16 protein-coding genes are annotated in these 16325 nt (G+C 68.7%); 8 read left to right on the top strand and 8 right to left on the bottom strand.

Annotated features, from left to right (window positions below; all coding sequences use genetic code 11):
• Positions 1-31: 31 nt before the first annotated feature.
• The 3 genes from ACSQ24_RS20105 to ACSQ24_RS20095 all read left to right on the top strand — a co-directional run bounded on the left by ACSQ24_RS20105 (position 32) and on the right by ACSQ24_RS20095 (position 3860).
• Positions 32-1324, top strand: a complete 1293-nt coding sequence (locus ACSQ24_RS20105; RefSeq protein WP_436096388.1) for a M16 family metallopeptidase — start codon at positions 32-34, stop codon at positions 1322-1324.
• Between the two features lie 178 nt (positions 1325-1502).
• Positions 1503-3428: a DNA mismatch repair endonuclease MutL gene (mutL, locus tag ACSQ24_RS20100; protein WP_436096387.1), complete on the top strand. Its 1926-nt coding sequence runs from the start codon at positions 1503-1505 to the stop codon at positions 3426-3428.
• Between the two features lie 141 nt (positions 3429-3569).
• Complete coding sequence (locus ACSQ24_RS20095; RefSeq protein ID WP_436096386.1) at positions 3570-3860, top strand: GIY-YIG nuclease family protein; 291 nt, start codon at positions 3570-3572, stop codon at positions 3858-3860.
• 104 nt (positions 3861-3964) lie between these two features.
• Here the strand turns inward: ACSQ24_RS20095 and rsmD are convergent, their stop codons facing one another.
• Together rsmD and ACSQ24_RS20085 are read right to left on the bottom strand one after the other, a co-directional pair.
• Positions 3965-4525, bottom strand: coding sequence for a 16S rRNA (guanine(966)-N(2))-methyltransferase RsmD (gene rsmD, locus ACSQ24_RS20090; protein ID WP_436096385.1), 561 nt, complete (start codon positions 4523-4525; stop codon positions 3965-3967).
• Between the two features lie 10 nt (positions 4526-4535).
• On the bottom strand, positions 4536-6809 hold the full coding sequence (locus tag ACSQ24_RS20085; RefSeq protein WP_436096384.1) for a pseudouridine synthase: 2274 nt from the start codon (positions 6807-6809) through the stop codon (positions 4536-4538).
• Between the two features lie 133 nt (positions 6810-6942).
• On the opposite strand from ACSQ24_RS20085, the gene ACSQ24_RS20080 reads away from it, so the two are divergent.
• The 3 genes from ACSQ24_RS20080 to ACSQ24_RS20070 all read left to right on the top strand — a co-directional run bounded on the left by ACSQ24_RS20080 (position 6943) and on the right by ACSQ24_RS20070 (position 8734).
• On the top strand, positions 6943-7410 hold the full coding sequence (locus ACSQ24_RS20080; RefSeq protein WP_436096383.1) for a nucleoside deaminase: 468 nt from the start codon (positions 6943-6945) through the stop codon (positions 7408-7410).
• Positions 7410-7913: a GNAT family N-acetyltransferase gene (locus ACSQ24_RS20075; protein WP_436096382.1), complete on the top strand. Its 504-nt coding sequence runs from the start codon at positions 7410-7412 to the stop codon at positions 7911-7913. The genes ACSQ24_RS20080 and ACSQ24_RS20075 overlap by 1 nt, the downstream gene beginning before the upstream one ends.
• A 536-nt stretch (positions 7914-8449) precedes the next feature.
• Complete coding sequence (locus ACSQ24_RS20070) at positions 8450-8734, top strand: DUF882 domain-containing protein (protein ID WP_164547524.1); 285 nt, start codon at positions 8450-8452, stop codon at positions 8732-8734.
• 166 nt (positions 8735-8900) lie between these two features.
• Here the strand turns inward: ACSQ24_RS20070 and ACSQ24_RS20065 are convergent, their stop codons facing one another.
• Positions 8901-9641: a sulfite exporter TauE/SafE family protein gene (locus tag ACSQ24_RS20065; protein ID WP_436096381.1), complete on the bottom strand. Its 741-nt coding sequence runs from the start codon at positions 9639-9641 to the stop codon at positions 8901-8903.
• Between the two features lie 157 nt (positions 9642-9798).
• On the opposite strand from ACSQ24_RS20065, the gene ACSQ24_RS20060 reads away from it, so the two are divergent.
• Positions 9799-10551, top strand: a complete 753-nt coding sequence (locus tag ACSQ24_RS20060; protein WP_436096380.1) for an ArsR/SmtB family transcription factor — start codon at positions 9799-9801, stop codon at positions 10549-10551.
• Here the strand turns inward: ACSQ24_RS20060 and ACSQ24_RS20055 are convergent.
• From ACSQ24_RS20055 to purD, 5 genes are all read right to left on the bottom strand, one after another.
• Positions 10509-11429, bottom strand: coding sequence for a patatin-like phospholipase family protein (locus ACSQ24_RS20055; RefSeq protein WP_436096379.1), 921 nt, complete (start codon positions 11427-11429; stop codon positions 10509-10511). The two genes, ACSQ24_RS20060 and ACSQ24_RS20055, sit on opposite strands and share 43 nt — an antisense overlap.
• Positions 11430-11591: 162 nt before the next feature.
• Positions 11592-12506 carry an alpha/beta fold hydrolase gene (locus ACSQ24_RS20050; RefSeq protein WP_436096378.1) on the bottom strand — a complete coding sequence of 305 codons (915 nt, stop codon included), beginning with the start codon at positions 12504-12506 and terminating at the stop codon, positions 11592-11594.
• The gene (locus tag ACSQ24_RS20045; RefSeq protein WP_436096377.1) at positions 12503-12928 is read right to left on the bottom strand and encodes a type II toxin-antitoxin system VapC family toxin; all 426 of its coding nucleotides are present in this window, start codon (positions 12926-12928) and stop codon (positions 12503-12505) included. The genes ACSQ24_RS20050 and ACSQ24_RS20045 overlap by 4 nt, the downstream gene beginning before the upstream one ends.
• Positions 12925-13179 carry a type II toxin-antitoxin system VapB family antitoxin gene (locus tag ACSQ24_RS20040; RefSeq protein ID WP_436096376.1) on the bottom strand — a complete coding sequence of 85 codons (255 nt, stop codon included), beginning with the start codon at positions 13177-13179 and terminating at the stop codon, positions 12925-12927. The genes ACSQ24_RS20045 and ACSQ24_RS20040 overlap by 4 nt, the downstream gene beginning before the upstream one ends.
• Before the next feature lie 58 nt (positions 13180-13237).
• Positions 13238-14518 carry a phosphoribosylamine--glycine ligase gene (gene purD / locus ACSQ24_RS20035; RefSeq protein WP_436096375.1) on the bottom strand — a complete coding sequence of 427 codons (1281 nt, stop codon included), beginning with the start codon at positions 14516-14518 and terminating at the stop codon, positions 13238-13240.
• Between the two features lie 233 nt (positions 14519-14751).
• Here purD and xseA point away from each other — a divergent pair, with 233 nt between their 5' ends.
• Positions 14752-16275 carry an exodeoxyribonuclease VII large subunit gene (gene xseA, locus ACSQ24_RS20030; protein WP_436096374.1) on the top strand — a complete coding sequence of 508 codons (1524 nt, stop codon included), beginning with the start codon at positions 14752-14754 and terminating at the stop codon, positions 16273-16275.
• Positions 16276-16325 lie beyond the last annotated feature (50 nt).

Here is a 16325-nt window from a genome sequence, read left to right as displayed (position 1 = left end):
GCGGGCTCCGGTCCGCCATCGAGGATTGCTGATGACCGTTTCGCTCGCCCCCGCCATCGCCTCACCGGGCCCCTCGCTCACCGTCCAGCGCGTCACCGCCGCCTGCGGCGTCGAGGCCTGGCTGGTCGAGGAGCATAGCCTGCCGCTGCTCGCGCTCGACTTCGCCTTCGACGGTGGCGCCAATCGCGACCCGGCCGACGCGGCCGGCAGTGCCAACCTGGTCTCGGGCCTGCTCGACGAGGGCGCCGGCGATCTCGATGCCGAGGCTTTCCAGGGCCGCCTCGCCGACCACGCCATCAACCTCTCCTTCGACGCCCGCCGCGACGATTTCCATGGCCAGCTCCAGACCCTGTCGCAGCATCGCGAGGTCGCCTTCGAGTTGCTCGGCCTGGCGCTCAACGCGCCGCGCTTCGACGCCGACGCCGTGGCGCGCGTCAAGGCGCAGGTGATCGCCGGGCTGCAGCGCCAGGCGCAGAACCCCGACGTGATCTGCCGTAACGCGCTCTTCGCCGCGGCCTTCCCCGGCCATGCCTATGGCCGGCCCGAGCGTGGTGACGTCGCCAGCGTCGGCTCCCTGCAGCCGGCGGGGCTGAAGGCGCTGACGCGCGATCTCTTCACCCGCGGCGGGCTGAAGGTCGTCGCGGTCGGCGACATCACTGCGGCCGAGCTGGCCGCGCGTCTCGACGCCCTGTTCGGCGCGCTGCCGGCCGGCGCGACGCGCGCCGCGCCAGCCGCTCCGTTGCCGATCGCCGATCTCGGGCAGACCCACGTCCTCGACCTCGACGTGCCGCAGACCGTGCTGCGTTTCGTCGGCCCCGGCCTGATGTGGAACGATCCGGATTTCATCGCCGCGACCGTGCTGAACCATATCCTCGGCGGCTCGGCTTTCACCTCGCGCCTGTTCATGGAGGTGCGCGAGAAGCGCGGCCTCGCCTATGGCGTCTCCTCCAGCCTGATGCCGCTGCGCCAGACCGGCTTCCTCGTCGGCGGCACTTCGACCCGCAATGACCGCGTCGCCGAATCGATGAGCGTGATCCGCGAGGAGATCGCCAAGCTCGTGACCGAAGGGCCGAGCGAGCACGAGGTCGAGGAGGCCAAGCGCTATCTGATCGGCTCCTATTCGCTGCGCTTCGACACCTCGCCGAAGATCGCGGGTGAATTGCTCGGCCTGGCGATCCGCGGCGAGCAGCCGGACTTTGTCGAGACGCGCAACCAGCGCTTCGCCGCGGTGACCTTGGCCGATGTCCGGCGCGTCGCGCAGCGCCTGTTCGGCGACGGCAAGCTGCTCGTCCAGGCCGTCGGCCGCCCCATCGGGCTGGTCTGACGCAACTCTTGTTTTTGGATGGAAACACCTCGTCATTCCGGACAAGCGGCTTTAGCCGCGCAGCTCCGGAATCCATCGAAAGGCGCCGCGCTCTACGATGGATTCCGGCGTTCCGCTTCGCTCCAGCCGGAATGACGGCGTGGTTTTCGAAGAATCGAACCAGTCAGTCGCATAGCCCATGACCGTTCGCCGTCTCGATCCCGTCCTGGTCGATCGCATCGCCGCCGGCGAGGTGATCGAGCGGCCGGCTGCGGCGGTGAAGGAGCTGGTCGAGAACGCGATCGATGCCGGCGCCACCAGCATCGCCGTCACCATCAAGGCCGGCGGGCGCGAGCTGATCCGCGTCGTCGACGACGGCAGCGGCATGAGCCCGGACGATCTTGCCCTCTGCGTCGAGCGCCACGCCACCTCGAAGCTGCCCGATGGCGACCTCTTCGCCATCCGCTCGCTCGGTTTCCGCGGCGAGGCGCTCCCGTCGATCGGTTCGGTAGCGCGCTTGTCTATTACCACCCGCCAGCGCGACGCGGCGCAGGGCTCGGTGCTCGTGGTTGAGGCTGGAGCCAAGGGGCCAGTGCGGCCCGCAGCCGCCGCGTCCGGGACCCGCATCGAGGTCAGCGACCTCTTCATCTTCACGCCGGCTCGCCTGAAATTCCTGAAGAGCGACCGGGCCGAGGCGCAGGCTGTCTCCGACATGCTGCGGCGGCTCGCCATCGCCCATCCCGAAATCCGCTTCTCGCTCGAGGGCGAGCATGTTTCGGCCTTCGACTGGCCGGCAGAACCGTTCAGCGAGGAGGGCCGTTTGCGCCGGCTCGGGCGAGCGCTCGGACGCGACTTCCCCGAGAATGCACTGCCGGTCGAGACCGAGCGCGACGGCGTCAGGCTCTCGGGCTTTGCCGGCCTGCCGACCTTCCATCGCGGCACCTCGGCCGGCATCCACATGGCGGTCAATGGCCGCCCGGTGCGCGATAAATTGCTGCTTTCGGCGGTGCGCGGGGCCTATGCCGATGTCGTGCCGTCCGACCGGCATCCGGTGCTCTATCTCGACGTGCTCTGCGATCCCGCCGTGGTCGACGTCAACGTCCATCCGGCCAAGAGCGAGGTCCGCTTCCGCGATCCGGCTTTGGTGCGCGGGCTCGTGGTGTCGAGTCTCAAGGCCGCGCTCGCCAGCGCCGGCCACCGCGCCACCACCACCGGCGGCGCCCGCACGCTCGATGCCTTCCGTGCGGTCTTTTCAGGCGGCGGCCTCGGCGGCGGGCCGGCCACGATCCAGCGCCCGCATTTCGGCAGCGTCGCCGACTGGCGCATGCCCGAGCCGGGCGCCCAGCCGATGCAGGCCGGCTTTTCCGACCTCGCCATGCCCTCGGCCGATGCCCGCGCCCATCTCGCCGAGCCGGCTCAGGACGCGCTCGACCGGCCGCTCGGTGCTGCCCGCGCCCAGGTGCACGGCACCTATATCGTCGCCCAGACCCGCGACGGCATGGTCATCGTCGACCAGCACGCCGCCCATGAGCGCCTGGTCTATGAGCGCCTCAAGGCCGAGCGGGCCAAGGCCGGCATCATCAGCCAGCCCTTGCTGCTGCCGGAGGTGGTCGAGCTCGATCCCGTCGATGCCGACCGGCTGAACGCGGCGGCGGCCGATCTCGCCTCGCTCGGCCTCGTGATCGAGAGCTTCGGCCCTGGCGCCGTGCTGGTGCGCGAGGCTCCGTCCGCCATCGCCGGCGGCAACCTGCAGGGCATCGTCCGCGACGTCGCCGATGCGCTCGCCGAGCATGGCGACGCCGGCTCGCTCGATCACGCTGCATCTGGACGGGTCCGTCCAGATGCAGACAACGTGATCGATCCTAAGAGTTCAGAGCATGCTTTCAGCGAAAAACCGGTTCCCACTTTTTCGCAGCATGCTCTGGAGCGCCGGCTCGACCATGTGCTGGCGACCATGGCCTGCCACAACTCGGTCCGCGCCGGCCGGCGCCTCCGCCCCGAGGAGATGGACGCGCTGCTGCGCGAGATGGAAGCGACGCCCAATTCCGGCCAGTGCAATCACGGCCGGCCGACCTATGTCGAACTGAAGCTCAGCGATATCGAGAAGCTGTTCGGGAGAAGGTGAGGGAAGCGCTTCCCGTCATTGCGAGGAGCGTCAGCGACGAAGCAATCCAGGGAACGTAGAGCACTGCCGCCCCTGGATTGCTTCGCTACGCTCGCAATGACGGCTATTGATGCTCTGAATTGTCGAAGCCGAAGGCCGAGCATGCGCGAACCGGCCGTCTACATCATGGCGAGCCAGCGCAACGGAACGCTCTATGTCGGCGTGACGTCGAACCTGGCCGGGCGCGCTTGGCAGCATCGAGAGGGATTGTTGCCGGGCTTCACCAGAAGATATGGCTGCAAGATGCTCGTCTGGCACGAGCGCCATGAGCGTATGGACGAAGCCATCGGTCGGGAGAAGCAGATCAAGGGTGGTTCGCGCGCGAGAAAGCTCGCGCTGATCGAAGCCATGAATCCAGGTTGGCGCGATCTGTATGAGGATTTGGCCGGCTGATGCCCCCGTCATTGCGAGCGAAGCGAAGCAATCCAGGTGGGACGTAGAGCACTGCCGCTCCTGGATCGCTTCGTCGCTTTCGCTTCTCGCAATGACGGAGAGGTCTAAACCGCCCTTAAAAACCGCACCTGCGTCTCGCCATAATCTCGTCGGTCCAGCTCCTCGAAGCCCTCCGGCAGCGCGATCTCAACGTCAGAGGCCTCCTCCAGCACGATCAGCGCCCCGCTCGCCAGCCAGCCGCCATCGCGGGCCGAGGCGAGGGCCTTTTCGCCCAGCCCCTTGCGATAGGGCGGGTCGCAGAAGACGAGGTCGAAGGGCGCCATGCCGGTAATCGGGCCGAGCTTCGTCGCGTCGCGGCGGAAGATGCGGCTATGGCCGGCGAGCCCAAGCGCCATCTGGTTCTCGCGGATCAGCCCGCGCGCCTCGGCCCCGTCATCGACCAGGAGGGCGAAGGCGGCGCCGCGCGAGAGCGCCTCGAGCGCCATCGCGCCGGTTCCGGCGAAGAGGTCGAGCACGCGCGCCCCGTCTGCCGCATCGCCATGGCCATGCGCCAGCACGTTGAACAGCGATTCCCGCAGGCGGTCCGAGGTCGGCCGGATCGCGCCGATCCCCGGCCTCGGGCTGGCGAGTGGCCGGCCGCCGAAGCGCCCTCCGACGATACGCATCGCTCAGGCCTCAGCCGCGACGATTACCGCCGCCAGAACGCGGCGGACCCGAGCGCGGCGGCTTGCCGCCGCCCGGGCGCGGAGCACCACGCCCGCCCGGACGGTCACCCGCAGGCCTGTCGCGGAATGGGCGTTCGGGCCGTGCCTCACCAGCGCCGCCGCTAGGCGGGCGCTTGCCGCGCGGCGGCTTGTCGGCCCAGTCGCCACTGCCGCGCCAGGGCGACTCGCCGCCACGATCGCGGCCGAAGCTCTCCTCGCGTGGTGCCCGCTCCGGGCGCTCGCCGCGTGGCGCGCGCACCGGCCGCTCGGCCCGGGGCTCGTCGCTCGGCTTGGCACTGATGCGCTCGACCTTGACGCGCCGCCCCTTCGGATCGGCGATCGCCTTGTCGCGCACGCGCTTGACGGTGCCGGTCGCCTCGCGCGCCTGCCGCTCTTCCTTCGGGTCGAGACCACGCCGCGGTGCCGCCTTGCGCTCGCGCTGCGGCTCGGCCTCGGCGTCGCGCCAGACGCCGCGCGTCCACGGCTTGTCGCCGCGCAACGGGCGGGCATCCTCGGACCGCTCGTCATGCTCGGCGCGGGGACGGCGGCGCGGCCGGTCGTCGCCGGCGGGCGCGGGCCTGCCGCGCGCTGGCCTCTCGTCCGATCGGACTTCGTCGCGCCGCGGCGACTCGAAATCGACGCCCGCCTTCGCCATCAGTTCGGTACCGAGCTGGTCTTTCAGCACCTTGGAGCGCACCTCCTCGGCTTCGCCCTCGGGCAGATCGCCGAGCTGGAACGGCCCGAAGGAGACCCGGATCAGGCGGTTCACCTGCAGGCCGAGATGCTCGAGCACCGTCTTGACCTCGCGGTTCTTGCCCTCGCGCAGGTCGACGGTGAGCCAGGTGTTCGAGCCCTGCTCGCGCTCGAACTGGGCGATGACCGGGCCGTACTGGACGCCGTCGATGGCGACGCCGCCCTTCAGCGTGTCGAGCTGGCCCTGGTTCACCTGGCCGAAGGCGCGGACGCGGTAGCGCCTGAGCCAGCCGGTCTCGGGCAATTCGAGCATGCGCGCCAGCCCGCCATCATTGGTCAGCAGCAGCAGGCCTTCGGTGTTGATGTCGAGCCGGCCGACCGAGAGCACGCGCGGTAGGTCTTCCGGCAGCGCGTCGAACACGGTCGGGCGCCCCTCCGGATCATGGTTGGTCGTCACCAGGCCGCGCGGCTTGTGGTAGAACCAGAGCCGCGTGCGCTCGCGCGCCGGCAAGGGCTCGCCATCGACCAGCACGATGTCGTTCGGGCCGATATCGAGCGCCGGGCTCTCGATCACCTTGCCGTTGACGCTGACGCGGCCTTCCGCGATCAGCGCTTCGCTGTCGCGGCGCGAGGCGACACCGGCCCGCGCCATCACCTTGGCGATGCGCTCGGGCTCCTGCGGCGCGGCCGGAACCGAGACGGCCTCGGCGATCTCGGCGGCGTTGCGATGCGCCCGGTCGGGGCGAGTGCGGGTCGGATTGCTGCCGCGCGGCGCGTCGAAGCGCTTGGCGCCGAAGCTGCGGCCTTCGCCGCCTCTGCTGCCACCAAAGCTCTTGCCCGCCGGCCTGTCGCCGCGAGGGCGTTCGCCCTCACGCGGCGGCCGGCTCGGGCGCTGCTCGTCATTGCCGCGCTGGCGGAAGGGGCGCTCGCCGCCTTCGCGCGGGGGGCGTGACGGAGCGCCGTCGCGGGACGGGCGCCCGAAGCCGCCGGGCCTGTCGCCGCCAGCCCTGTCGCCACGGGGTCGTTCGCCGTCGCGAGGCGGTCGGCTGCTGCGGCGCTCGTCACCGCCGCGGTCGCGGAATGGCCGCTCGCCACCCTCGCGCGGTGGGCGCGACGGGGCGCCGTCACGGGAAGGACGCCCGAACCCGCCGGGCCGGTCTCCGCCAGTCCTGTCGCGACTTGGCCGTTCACCGTCGCGCGGCGGACGGCTGGCGCGGCGTTCGTCGCTGCCACGGTCACGGAACGGCCGTTCACCGCCCTCGCGTGGCGGCCGCTCGCCGCTCGGGCGCTCGCGGAATGGCTTCTTCTCGAAGCGCGGCGCCGCCGGGCGCTCGCCCTCACTGCGGCGACGCTCGGCGCCTTCAGCGGGTGCGCGCCGGGGCCGATCCTCGCCATCGCGCGAGCGGAAGGGAGGCTTGCCAGCGCCGCCGCGGCTGGGCGGCCGGCCGCCAGGCCCACCGCGGCCGGGGCCGCCATCGCGCCCGCCGCCGCGGCCGCCGGTTCCGCCGCCCTTGCGCGGGCCGCGGCTTTTCTGGTTGTTGTCGTCGCTCATGGTGGCTCCTGAAGCCGGATCATCACGGACCGGGTTGCGAAGCGATCCGGGACGGCAGCGGCTTTTGAATCTGGTATTAGCCGGCGCTTGTAGCAGGCGCTTTCGTGCGCTGCGACGGCAAAGATGGGGTTTTATGGGATCGATCGACGCAAAGCGGGCCGAGGTGGCGCCGATGGCGCTGGCGCTGGCTGAGGCGCGCGCCGCGGCGGAGCGTGGCGAGGTGCCGATCGGCGCCGTGATCGTTCGCGACGGACAGGTGCTCGCCAGCGCCGGCAATCGCACGCTCGAATTGAAGGACCCGACGGCGCATGCCGAGACATTGGCGATCCGGCTGGCCTGCGAAGCGATCGGGTCCGAGCGGCTGATCGATTGCGATCTCTATGTCACGCTCGAGCCCTGCCCGATGTGCGCGGCGGCGATCTCTTTCGCCCGGATCAGGCGGCTTTACTTTGGCGCGCCCGATCCCAAGGGCGGAGCGGTCGAGAACGGCGTCAGGCTCTATCGCAGCCCGAGCTGCCATCATGCGCCAGAGGTCTATGGTGGCCTCCGAGAGCGCGAGGCGGCGGAGTTGCTGCGCGATTTCTTCCGGGAGCGGCGCTGATGGCAGGCGCCATTCGCGCCGCGAAACCGGCCGATGCAGAAGTCATTGCGGCGCTCAACCGCGCAGCCTTCGGTGGCGAGGACGAGGTCGGCGTCGTCGAGCGCCTGCGCCGGGATGGCCTTGTTGCCGTCGAGCTCGTCGCCGAGCGGGACGGCACGCTCATCGGCCATATCCTCCTGAGCTGGCTGCCGACGATGATGGACGGGCGCGCCGTGAAGGCCCTGGCGCTGGCGCCGATGGCCGTCCTGCCGGGATACCAGAAGCAGGGTATCGGTGGTCGGCTGATCGCGGCGGCGCTGGACGAGGCGAAAGCGGCCGGAGCCGAGGCTGTGATCGTGCTCGGCCATCCCGATTATTACCCGCGCTTCGGCTTCTCGGCGGCGCTGGCACGGAACCTGGCCTCTCCCTTTTCCGGCGAGGTCTTCATGGCGCTGGAACTTGTGCCGGGAGCCCTGGCGGGCGAGCGGGGATCGGTCAGCTATCCGGCCGCGTTCGGGCTGTAGCCGTCTGTTTCAAAGCTGCTTCGCCGATCGGAAGTCGACTTCGTCAGCGCATCGAGGGCCACGGTGGCGCAGCCTGAAGCGCGGCGGCAGAGCTGGTGTGCGAATTCTTCCCGGCGGCGGTTTAGCACTTGGATTATAGGTAATTAGCCTGTTATCTGTGTATATATCGGTTCTAATTGAAGTATAAATTAGGCATCTCACATCTGTGGAGAGCCTAGTTCGATGGACCTACCCCTGATGGGGTAGGGACGCGGTGAGTTGATCGGTTTTGGCGTTGCTGTCATCACCTGCCATGTTTTGGCCTTGTATCGCCCGTAGTTCGCCGATGCACTGCTCAGCCAGACCAAGGAATGGTGGCTTGAGCTTCCATTCTCCAAAATCGGTTCATCTCCCTTATGCGTAAAGTTGCGTTGGCTGCGCTGTTCGCGGCCTGTTGGCCTGTGTCCTCTTCCTTCGCCGCGGATGCCCCGCTCGCGAAGATCTCGTTTCAGCCGCAGGTGAAAGGGCTCGGCTGCCTCAAGGCGGAGACCCTCGGCATGATCAAGGAACTCACCGCCAAGATCGGCCCGATCCAGATCACCTCGACCTGTGGCGGTCGCCATGCCCGCAACTCCCAGCATTATCGCGGCAACGCCATCGATTTCCGCCCGCTCGCCACTTCGCCCCGGAACGCCGCGGCCGCCGCCAAGGCGATCGAGAGCGTCGGCGGCGTCGGCTCCTATTCGAACGGCCTCGTCCATGTCGACGTCGGCGATCGCGAAATCGCCTGGTACGGCAAGAAGCGCAGCCGCCGGCTGGCCTATGCGGGACGCGGGCGCTGAGCCGGAGCGGACTTCGATCCGACTTGCTTGCAAGGGTCGTCATTGCGAGGAGCGGAGCGACGAAGCAATCTAGGGGGACGTAGAGCGCTGCGGCCCTTGGATTGCTTCGCTGCGCTCGCAAGGACGGTTGCGGCAATCCAATCTGATCAGAATCTGATCTTACTTCCTAGAATCCTGCCCGGGCGACGAGGTAGCCGCCCAGCCCCAGCAGTCCTGCGAAGAAGCAGAGCTTGAAGGTCGCCGCCGAGATGCGCTGCCGGATCGTCTGGCCGAACCACATGCCAGCCAGCGCCGGCAACAGCGCCGCGAGCGAGGCGCCGGCGACCTTCATGTCGAGCGCGCCGGCACCGACCAGTCCGAAGGACAAGGCGATCGTCGAGACGATGAAGGAGAGGCCGAGCGCCTGCACCAGCTCGTCCTTGTCGAAACCGAGTGCCTGCAGATAGGGCACGGCCGGCAGCACGAAGACGCCGGTCGCCGCGGTGGCGGCGCCGGTGATGATGCCGACCAGCGGGCCGAGCCAGATCTCGGCCTTCTCCGGCACCCGCAGCTTGGCGGCCTTCAGCCCGACCAGCGCATAGAGCACCAGCGCGATGCCGAGCCACAGCGTCGCTGAACCGTCCTTGGCCTTTTCCAGCAGCCCGGCGCCGGCCCAGGTGCCGACGCATGTCCCGGCCAGCATCGGCCACAGCCGTGCCGCGATGGCCTTCAGCTTCGGCCCGGTGATCTGCCAGCTATTGGTGACGAGGTTGGGGATGACCAGCAGCGCCGCGGCCTGGGCCGGCGCCATCACCACGCCGAGCACGCCGACGGCGATCGTCGGCAGGCCGAGCCCGATCACACCCTTGACGAAGCCGGCGAGTACGAAGGTCGCGGCAATGAAGGTGAGGAGCGTCGTCTGATCCATGATCCTGCCGGCCCTGTCGGTCGATTGCGATGGATCGCTTGTCGCAGTCCTGCCCGCTCCTGTCGCGAGCGGATACTACGGTCTCGGCCGTAGCGTCCTTGCTTGCCTCAGCGGGCACGGACGTCATCATGGCAGCCACAATGGAGGGCGTTGAGCCATGGCCATGAACGGACCCTATCTCGCCGAGATCGCCCATCTGATGGGCGATCCCGCCCGCGCCAACATGCTGCACGCGCTGATGGACGGGCGCGCGCTGACGGCCAAGGAACTCGCCTTCCTCGCCGGCGTCGCGCCGCAGACGGCGAGCGGCCATCTTGCCAAGCTGATGCAGGGCGGCCTGCTCGGCGTCGCTGTGCAGGGTCGCCACCGCTATTATCGGCTCGCGGGGCCGGAGGTTGCTGCCGCGCTGGAAGGATTGATGGTGCTTTCCGGCGGGCAGGCGAACGGGCGGCGGCTGCCGCCGCGCGTCGGAGCGGACCTCGCCCGGGCGCGTACCTGCTATGACCATTTCGCCGGTCGCTTGGGCATCGCGATTCATGATGCGCTCGTCACTGGCGGGCATCTCTCCGTGGCCGATGGCGGCTATGGGTTGACGCGCTCCGGCGTGGCGCTCTTCGCCGGGCTCGGCGTCGATCCCGCCACGGCGAGCAAGGGCAAGCGGGCTGCGCTGCGCCCCTGTCTCGACTGGAGCGAGCGCCGCCCGCATCTCGCCGGCTCGCTGGCGGCAGCGCTGGCCTGTCGCTGCTTCGAAACAGGCTGGGTGACGCGGATCAGAGACAGCCGCGCCGTCATCCTGACGGAGCAGGGCCGCGCGGCGCTGGAGGCTGGCCTGCCAGGCTTCCGCTGCGATGAGCCGGAGATGGCTCGTCATTCTCGGGCGGAGCGAAGCATAGACCCGAGAATCTCATGACCAGATGGCACTGCCGCCTTCTCCAGCGCCTCTGACAGCCTCCGCTTGACCTCTTCCTTCGCCGGCTGGGCGGCGTCGAAGATTGCCTGCCAGCGGAAGAAATCGAGCCCGCCGAAGCCCTCGCCGCCGGCACGGATCAGGATATCCGGCGGCTGGCGCTCGATCATGCGCTGGACCAGCGCCCGCGTCAGGATCTGCGAGACGCCGACCATCGCCTCCAGCGGCTCCGGCACGCGGCTGTCGCTGACCGTCGCCGGCGCGCTGGTGTCGACCGCGAGCACGAGGCGGCCCGGTCCGAGCAAGCGGTCATAGGGCAGCGGATTGATGGCGCCACCATCGATCAGGACCCGCCCGCCGATCGTCACCGGCCGGATCAGGCCGGGGATCGCCAGCGAGGCGGCGACGGCAGGCGTCAGCGGGCCGCTGCCGATGATGACCTCGTCATGCAGGTGGTAGTCGGTCGCGACGCAGAGGAAGGGAATGCCGAGTTCCTCGAACCGGTCCGGCACCGCCTGCGGCCAGAACAGGTCGAGCAGGCGCTCGCCGTCGACCAGCACGGGGTTACCGAGCCCGCCGCGCCAGAGATCGGCGATCTTGCCGACACGCGCTTCGAGCAGACGGGCGATCACCCGGGCGCGGTCGCGGAAGCTTGCCTCGACATGGGCGCGCAAATCGCGGCCGGAAAGGCCGGCGGCATAGGCCGCGCCGACGATCGCGCCCATGGACGAGCCGGCGATCAGCGCCGGCTTCAGCCCGAGTTCGTCGAGCGCTTCCAGCACCGGGATATGGCTTAGCCCGCGCGCGCCGCCCGAGCCGAGCACGAGGACGAGCTCGGGTTGTGAAGAGACTCTGTTCGTCGCAGGCAGGATCGAGGTCATGGCGAAAGGCGATCCGCTTCAAGGCACATCGAGGCGAACCCCATTCATAGTCGTCCCGGGCGACCGAAGGGAGACCCGGGACCCATTCCGGAACCTTTCCGGTAGAGGTTCAGGCATGGATCCCGGATCTCCGCTTCGCTTCGTCCGGGATGACCACCGTTTTTATGAAAGCGGCCTTGCCAGGAAAGGTTTCACTGCCGCGAGCGTGTCCTGCGGATTCTCCTCCGGCAGGAAATGGCCGCTGGCGATCGCCTGGCCTTCCGCCTGCGGCGCGAAGGTCTCGCGCCAGATCTCGAGCGGGCTCGCGCCCTTGGCCGGGATGCCGGCCTCGCCCCAGAGCACCAGCACCGGGCAGAGGATCTTCTTGCCCGCTTCGAGATCGGCCTTGTCATGGTCGGCATCGGTCGTGGCACCGGCGCGATAATCCTCGCAGGCGGCATGGATGCGCGACGGATCGTTGAAGGACGCGGCGTAGGCGGCCAGCGCCAGCGGGTGGAAGGCCTTCAGCTCCTTCGCCCGCGTCCAGCTCGCAATGGTATGGTCGAGCCAGCCGGCGGGATCGGCCTGGATCAGCTTTTCCGGCACAGGCTCGGGCTGGGCCAGGAAGGTCCAGTGATAGACCTGCATGGCGCGCGCCGCGTTCATGCCCTCCCACATCGACACGGTCGGCAGGATGTCGAGCAGGACGAGCCGCTCGACCCGGCCGGGATGATCGAGCGCGAGGCGATAGGCGACGCGGGCGCCGCGGTCATGACCTATCACCGTGAAACGGTTGAAGCCGAGCGCGCTCATCAGGGCGACGATGTCCTCGCCCATGCCGCGCTTGCTGTAGAGCGCCTTGCCGCCGTCGCCATGCGGCGCGGCCGACCAGCCATAGCCGCGCAGGTCCGGGCAGACGACCGTATGCGTTTTCGCCAACTCGCCTGCCATCTCATGCCATTCGGCATGGGTCTGCGGGAAGCCATGGATCAGCACCAAGGGCGGTCCCTCGCCGCCGACGCGGGCGAAGATCTTGCCGATCGGCCCGTCAATCCAGCGAGCCTCGAAACCGGGGAAGAGGCTGTCGATATTGGTCATGGCCGCAACTCCTGTGACGATTCGGCCGCCACGATGTCGGTGCGGCCGAAATCCTCGCCCTTGTAGAGCAGGGGCGCGTTCAAGGATCTGGCAAGAGCATAAGAGAAGCAGTCGCCGAGGTTGAGCTTAGCGGGATGCCGGCCCTTGCCGAAGCGCAGGAAGGCCTGGGCCGACAGCATGCTCTGCTCGTCATCGACCGGAACACGACGGATTCCAAAACCGTCCATCAAGGCCATGTAACGCTCGAACGTGAAGTCCGGCACACGGCCCATCGCCACCATGAAGGTTTCCACGAAGGTCACTGCCGAACAGCAGGCGTCGGCGCTGTCGTCCAGGACGGAAACGAACAGGGCACGCTCCGGCTCCTTGAGCAGGATCGCGATGATCGCCGAGCTGTCGACGACAATCGGCGAGGCCGTCACGACGGGACACCGTTCTCGTCATAGCCGATGATCTCATCATCGCTGAGATCACTGTTGATCTTCGGCATGGCGTCGATCTCGGCGAGCAGCTTATCGAGCTTCGCCCTGTCGATCCGCCCCTTGCGCGGCGGCAATTCGGCGAGCTCGCGTTCCGCGGCTGTCTTGACCGCGTCGGTGATCGTCCTGCCTGTGCGTGCCGCGAGCTCGCGGACGATACGGTCCGTTTCGGGGTCCTTGATCAGGATGGCCATGGCATCCTCGCGTATATATCGATCGTGCCTCGATATATACGACCTTATAGCCGCCTTGTCAGCCTTCGCGCTCGCGCTTCACCGCCTGCCAGCCGATATCGCGCCGGCAGAAGCCACCCGGCCAGTCGATCAGGTTGACCGCGCGGTAGGCCTTTGCCTGTGCCTCGCTGACGGTCTTGCCGAGGGCCACGATGTTGAGCACGCGCCCGCCATTGGCGACGAGGTCGTCGCCCTTCGCCTGCGTGCCGGCATGGAAGACCAGAACGTCCTTTTCGGCGGCGGCCTTCTCGATGCCCTTGATGACGCTGCCCTTCTCGGGCATGGCGGGGTAGCCGTTCGCGGCCATCACCACCGTCAGCGCCGCCTGGTCCGACCAGCGCAGGTCGACTGCATTCAACACGCCATCACGCGCGGCGAGCAGCGCCGGCACGATGTCGCTCTTGAGGCGCGGCATCAGCACCTCGCATTCGGGGTCGCCGAAGCGGACATTGTACTCGATCAGCTTCGGACCATCAGCCGTGATCATCAGCCCGGCATAGAGGATGCCCTTGAAGGGGGCGCCGCGCTTGGCCATGCCGGCCAGCGTCGGCCTGATGATCTCGGCCATGACCTGCTCTTCCAGTGCCTTGGTCATGACCGGCGCCGGCGAATAGGCGCCCATGCCGCCGGTGTTCGGCCCGGTGTCGCCGTCGAAGGCGCGCTTATGGTCCTGGGCCGAGGCGAGGGCGAGCGCATGCGTGCCGTCGCAGAGCGCGAAGAAGCTCGCCTCCTCGCCGATCATCCATTCCTCGATCACGACCTCGGCGCCGGCCGCGCCGAGGCCGCCCGAGAACATCATCGCCAGCGCCTCGTTGGCCTGCTCGACCGTCTCGGCCATGACGACGCCCTTGCCGGCGGCGAGCCCGTCGGCCTTGATCACCAGCGGCGCGCCGGTCTTGGCGACGTAAGTCCTGGCCGCGGCCTCGTTGTCGAAACGGGCGAAGGCCGCCGTCGGGATGTCGAACTCCGCACAGAGCTCCTTGGTGAAGGCCTTCGAGCCTTCGAGCTGCGCCGCCGCCCTGGACGGGCCGAAGGTCTTGATCCCTGAGGCTTCGAGATCATCGGCGATGCCGTCGACCAGCGGGCCTTCCGGCCCGATCACGGCGAGGCCGACGCCCTGCAGCTTGCAGAAGTCGGCGACGGCGCGGTGATCCGCGATGTCGAGGACAACATTCGTGCCGCATTGGGCCGTGCCGGGATTGCCGGGCGCGATGAAGAGCTTGTCGCAAAGCGGCGAGGCCGAGATCGCCCAGGCCAGGGCGTGCTCGCGCCCGCCGGACCCGATCAGAAGAATGTTCATCGTGCGCCCCGCTTTCGACCGGCTCTCAAGGTGAGCCCTCATCCTGAGGAGCGATCTGCAAGATCGCGTCTCGAAGGATGCTTCAGTTGTCTCCAGAGCCTCCTGAAACACCCTTCGAGACGCCGCTTCGCGGCTCCTCAGGATGAGGGCTCACACATCTGAACGCGCAATACCCGCCATCACCTGACGGAGCAACGCTTCTGCTTGCATCCTCGTGCCGCTAAGTTCGCGCCATGGACAGCGAATCGCCTCAGCCTGCCGGCAATGCCCCCGAATGGTCGGTCTCCGACCTCTCCGGCGCGCTCAAGCGCACGCTGGAGGATGCCTTCGGCTTCGTGCGCGTGCGCGGCGAGATTTCCGGTTACCGCGGCCCGGTCGGCTCCGGGCATGTCTATTTCTCGCTGAAGGACGCCAACGCCAAGATCGACGCGGTGATCTGGAAGGGCGTGTTCGGCCGCCTGAAGACCAAGCCCCAGGAAGGGCTCGAGGTCATCGCCACCGGCAAGATCACCACCTTCGCCGGCAAGTCGAGCTACCAGATCATCATCGATTCGCTCGAGCCGGCCGGCATCGGCGCGTTGATGGCGTTGCTGGAGGAGCGCCGCAAGAAGCTCGCCGCCGAAGGCCTGTTCGATGCCGGCCGCAAGCAGCTCATCCCCTTCCTGCCGCGGGTGGTCGGCGTCATCACCTCGCCGACGGGCGCCGTCATCCGCGACATCCTCCACCGCCTGGAGGAACGCTTTCCGCGCCATGTCCTGCTCTGGCCGGTGCGCGTCCAGGGCGAGAGCAGCGCGGCCGAGGTCGCCAACGCCATCGCCGGCTTCAACGCGCTCCCCGAAGGCGGGCGCATCCCGCGACCCGACGTGATCATCGTCGCGCGCGGTGGCGGCTCGCTCGAAGACCTGATGGGCTTCAACGAGGAACTGGTGGTACGCGCCGCCGCGGCCTCGCTGATCCCGCTGGTCTCGGCCGTCGGCCACGAGACCGACGTGACCCTGATCGATCACGCCGCCGATCTGCGCTGCCCGACGCCCACCGGTGCGGCCGAAAAGGTCGTGCCTGTACGGGCCGAACTGCTGGCGCAGGTCACAGATCTGTCGCGCCGGCTGTCCGGCGCGACGCTGCGCCTGTCCGAGCGTCGCCGCAACGACCTGCGCGCGCTCGCCCGGGCTCTCCCAACGGCGGAGGGATTGCTGGCGGCCCCGCGTCAACGGCTCGATCTCGCTGCCACCAAGCTCGGTCCGGCGCTGGCCCGCAATGCCCGCGTCCATGAGCAGAAGCTCGCCCAGCTCGACAGGCGCCTGCACGGCCAGTCGCCGGCGACGCGGCTGGCGACCCATGCGGCGCGGCTCGACGGACTCGGCAAGCGGCTCGCGGCGGCGCGCGGCGCGCTTCTTCGTACCGAGCGCGACCGTATCGCCCGCACCAGTGACCGGCTCGAGGCTGTCGCCGCACGCGCGGTCGCGGCTTTCACGCGCCAGATTCAGCGCCGGCGCGACCGGTTGGACAGCGTCTGGGCGCTCGCCGCCTCGCTCGGCCCGCAGGCGGTGCTGGCGCGCGGTTATGCGCTGGTGCGGGACGAGGACGGCAATCTCCTGCGCAGTGCGGCAGCGGCGAGGCCGGGTTTGGCCCTCCAGGTCACGCTCGCCGATGGCAGCTTCGGAGCCGTCGTGCCGGGCGGACCCTCGGCACCACAGGCGCCACGGCAATCGGGACGCAAGCCGACCGGAGGTGGCGGGCAGGGCGATCTGTTCTGACCTCCCTGAAAACCTGCGATTCACCAGGGTTCTGGATGAGGCGGCTCCCG

Source organism: Allobosea sp. LjRoot237 (genome assembly GCF_964253285.1).
Lineage (GTDB): Bacteria > Pseudomonadota > Alphaproteobacteria > Rhizobiales > Beijerinckiaceae > Allobosea.
Note: the sequence above shows the minus strand (reverse complement) of the source record. Positions and strands in the feature narration are given on the sequence as shown.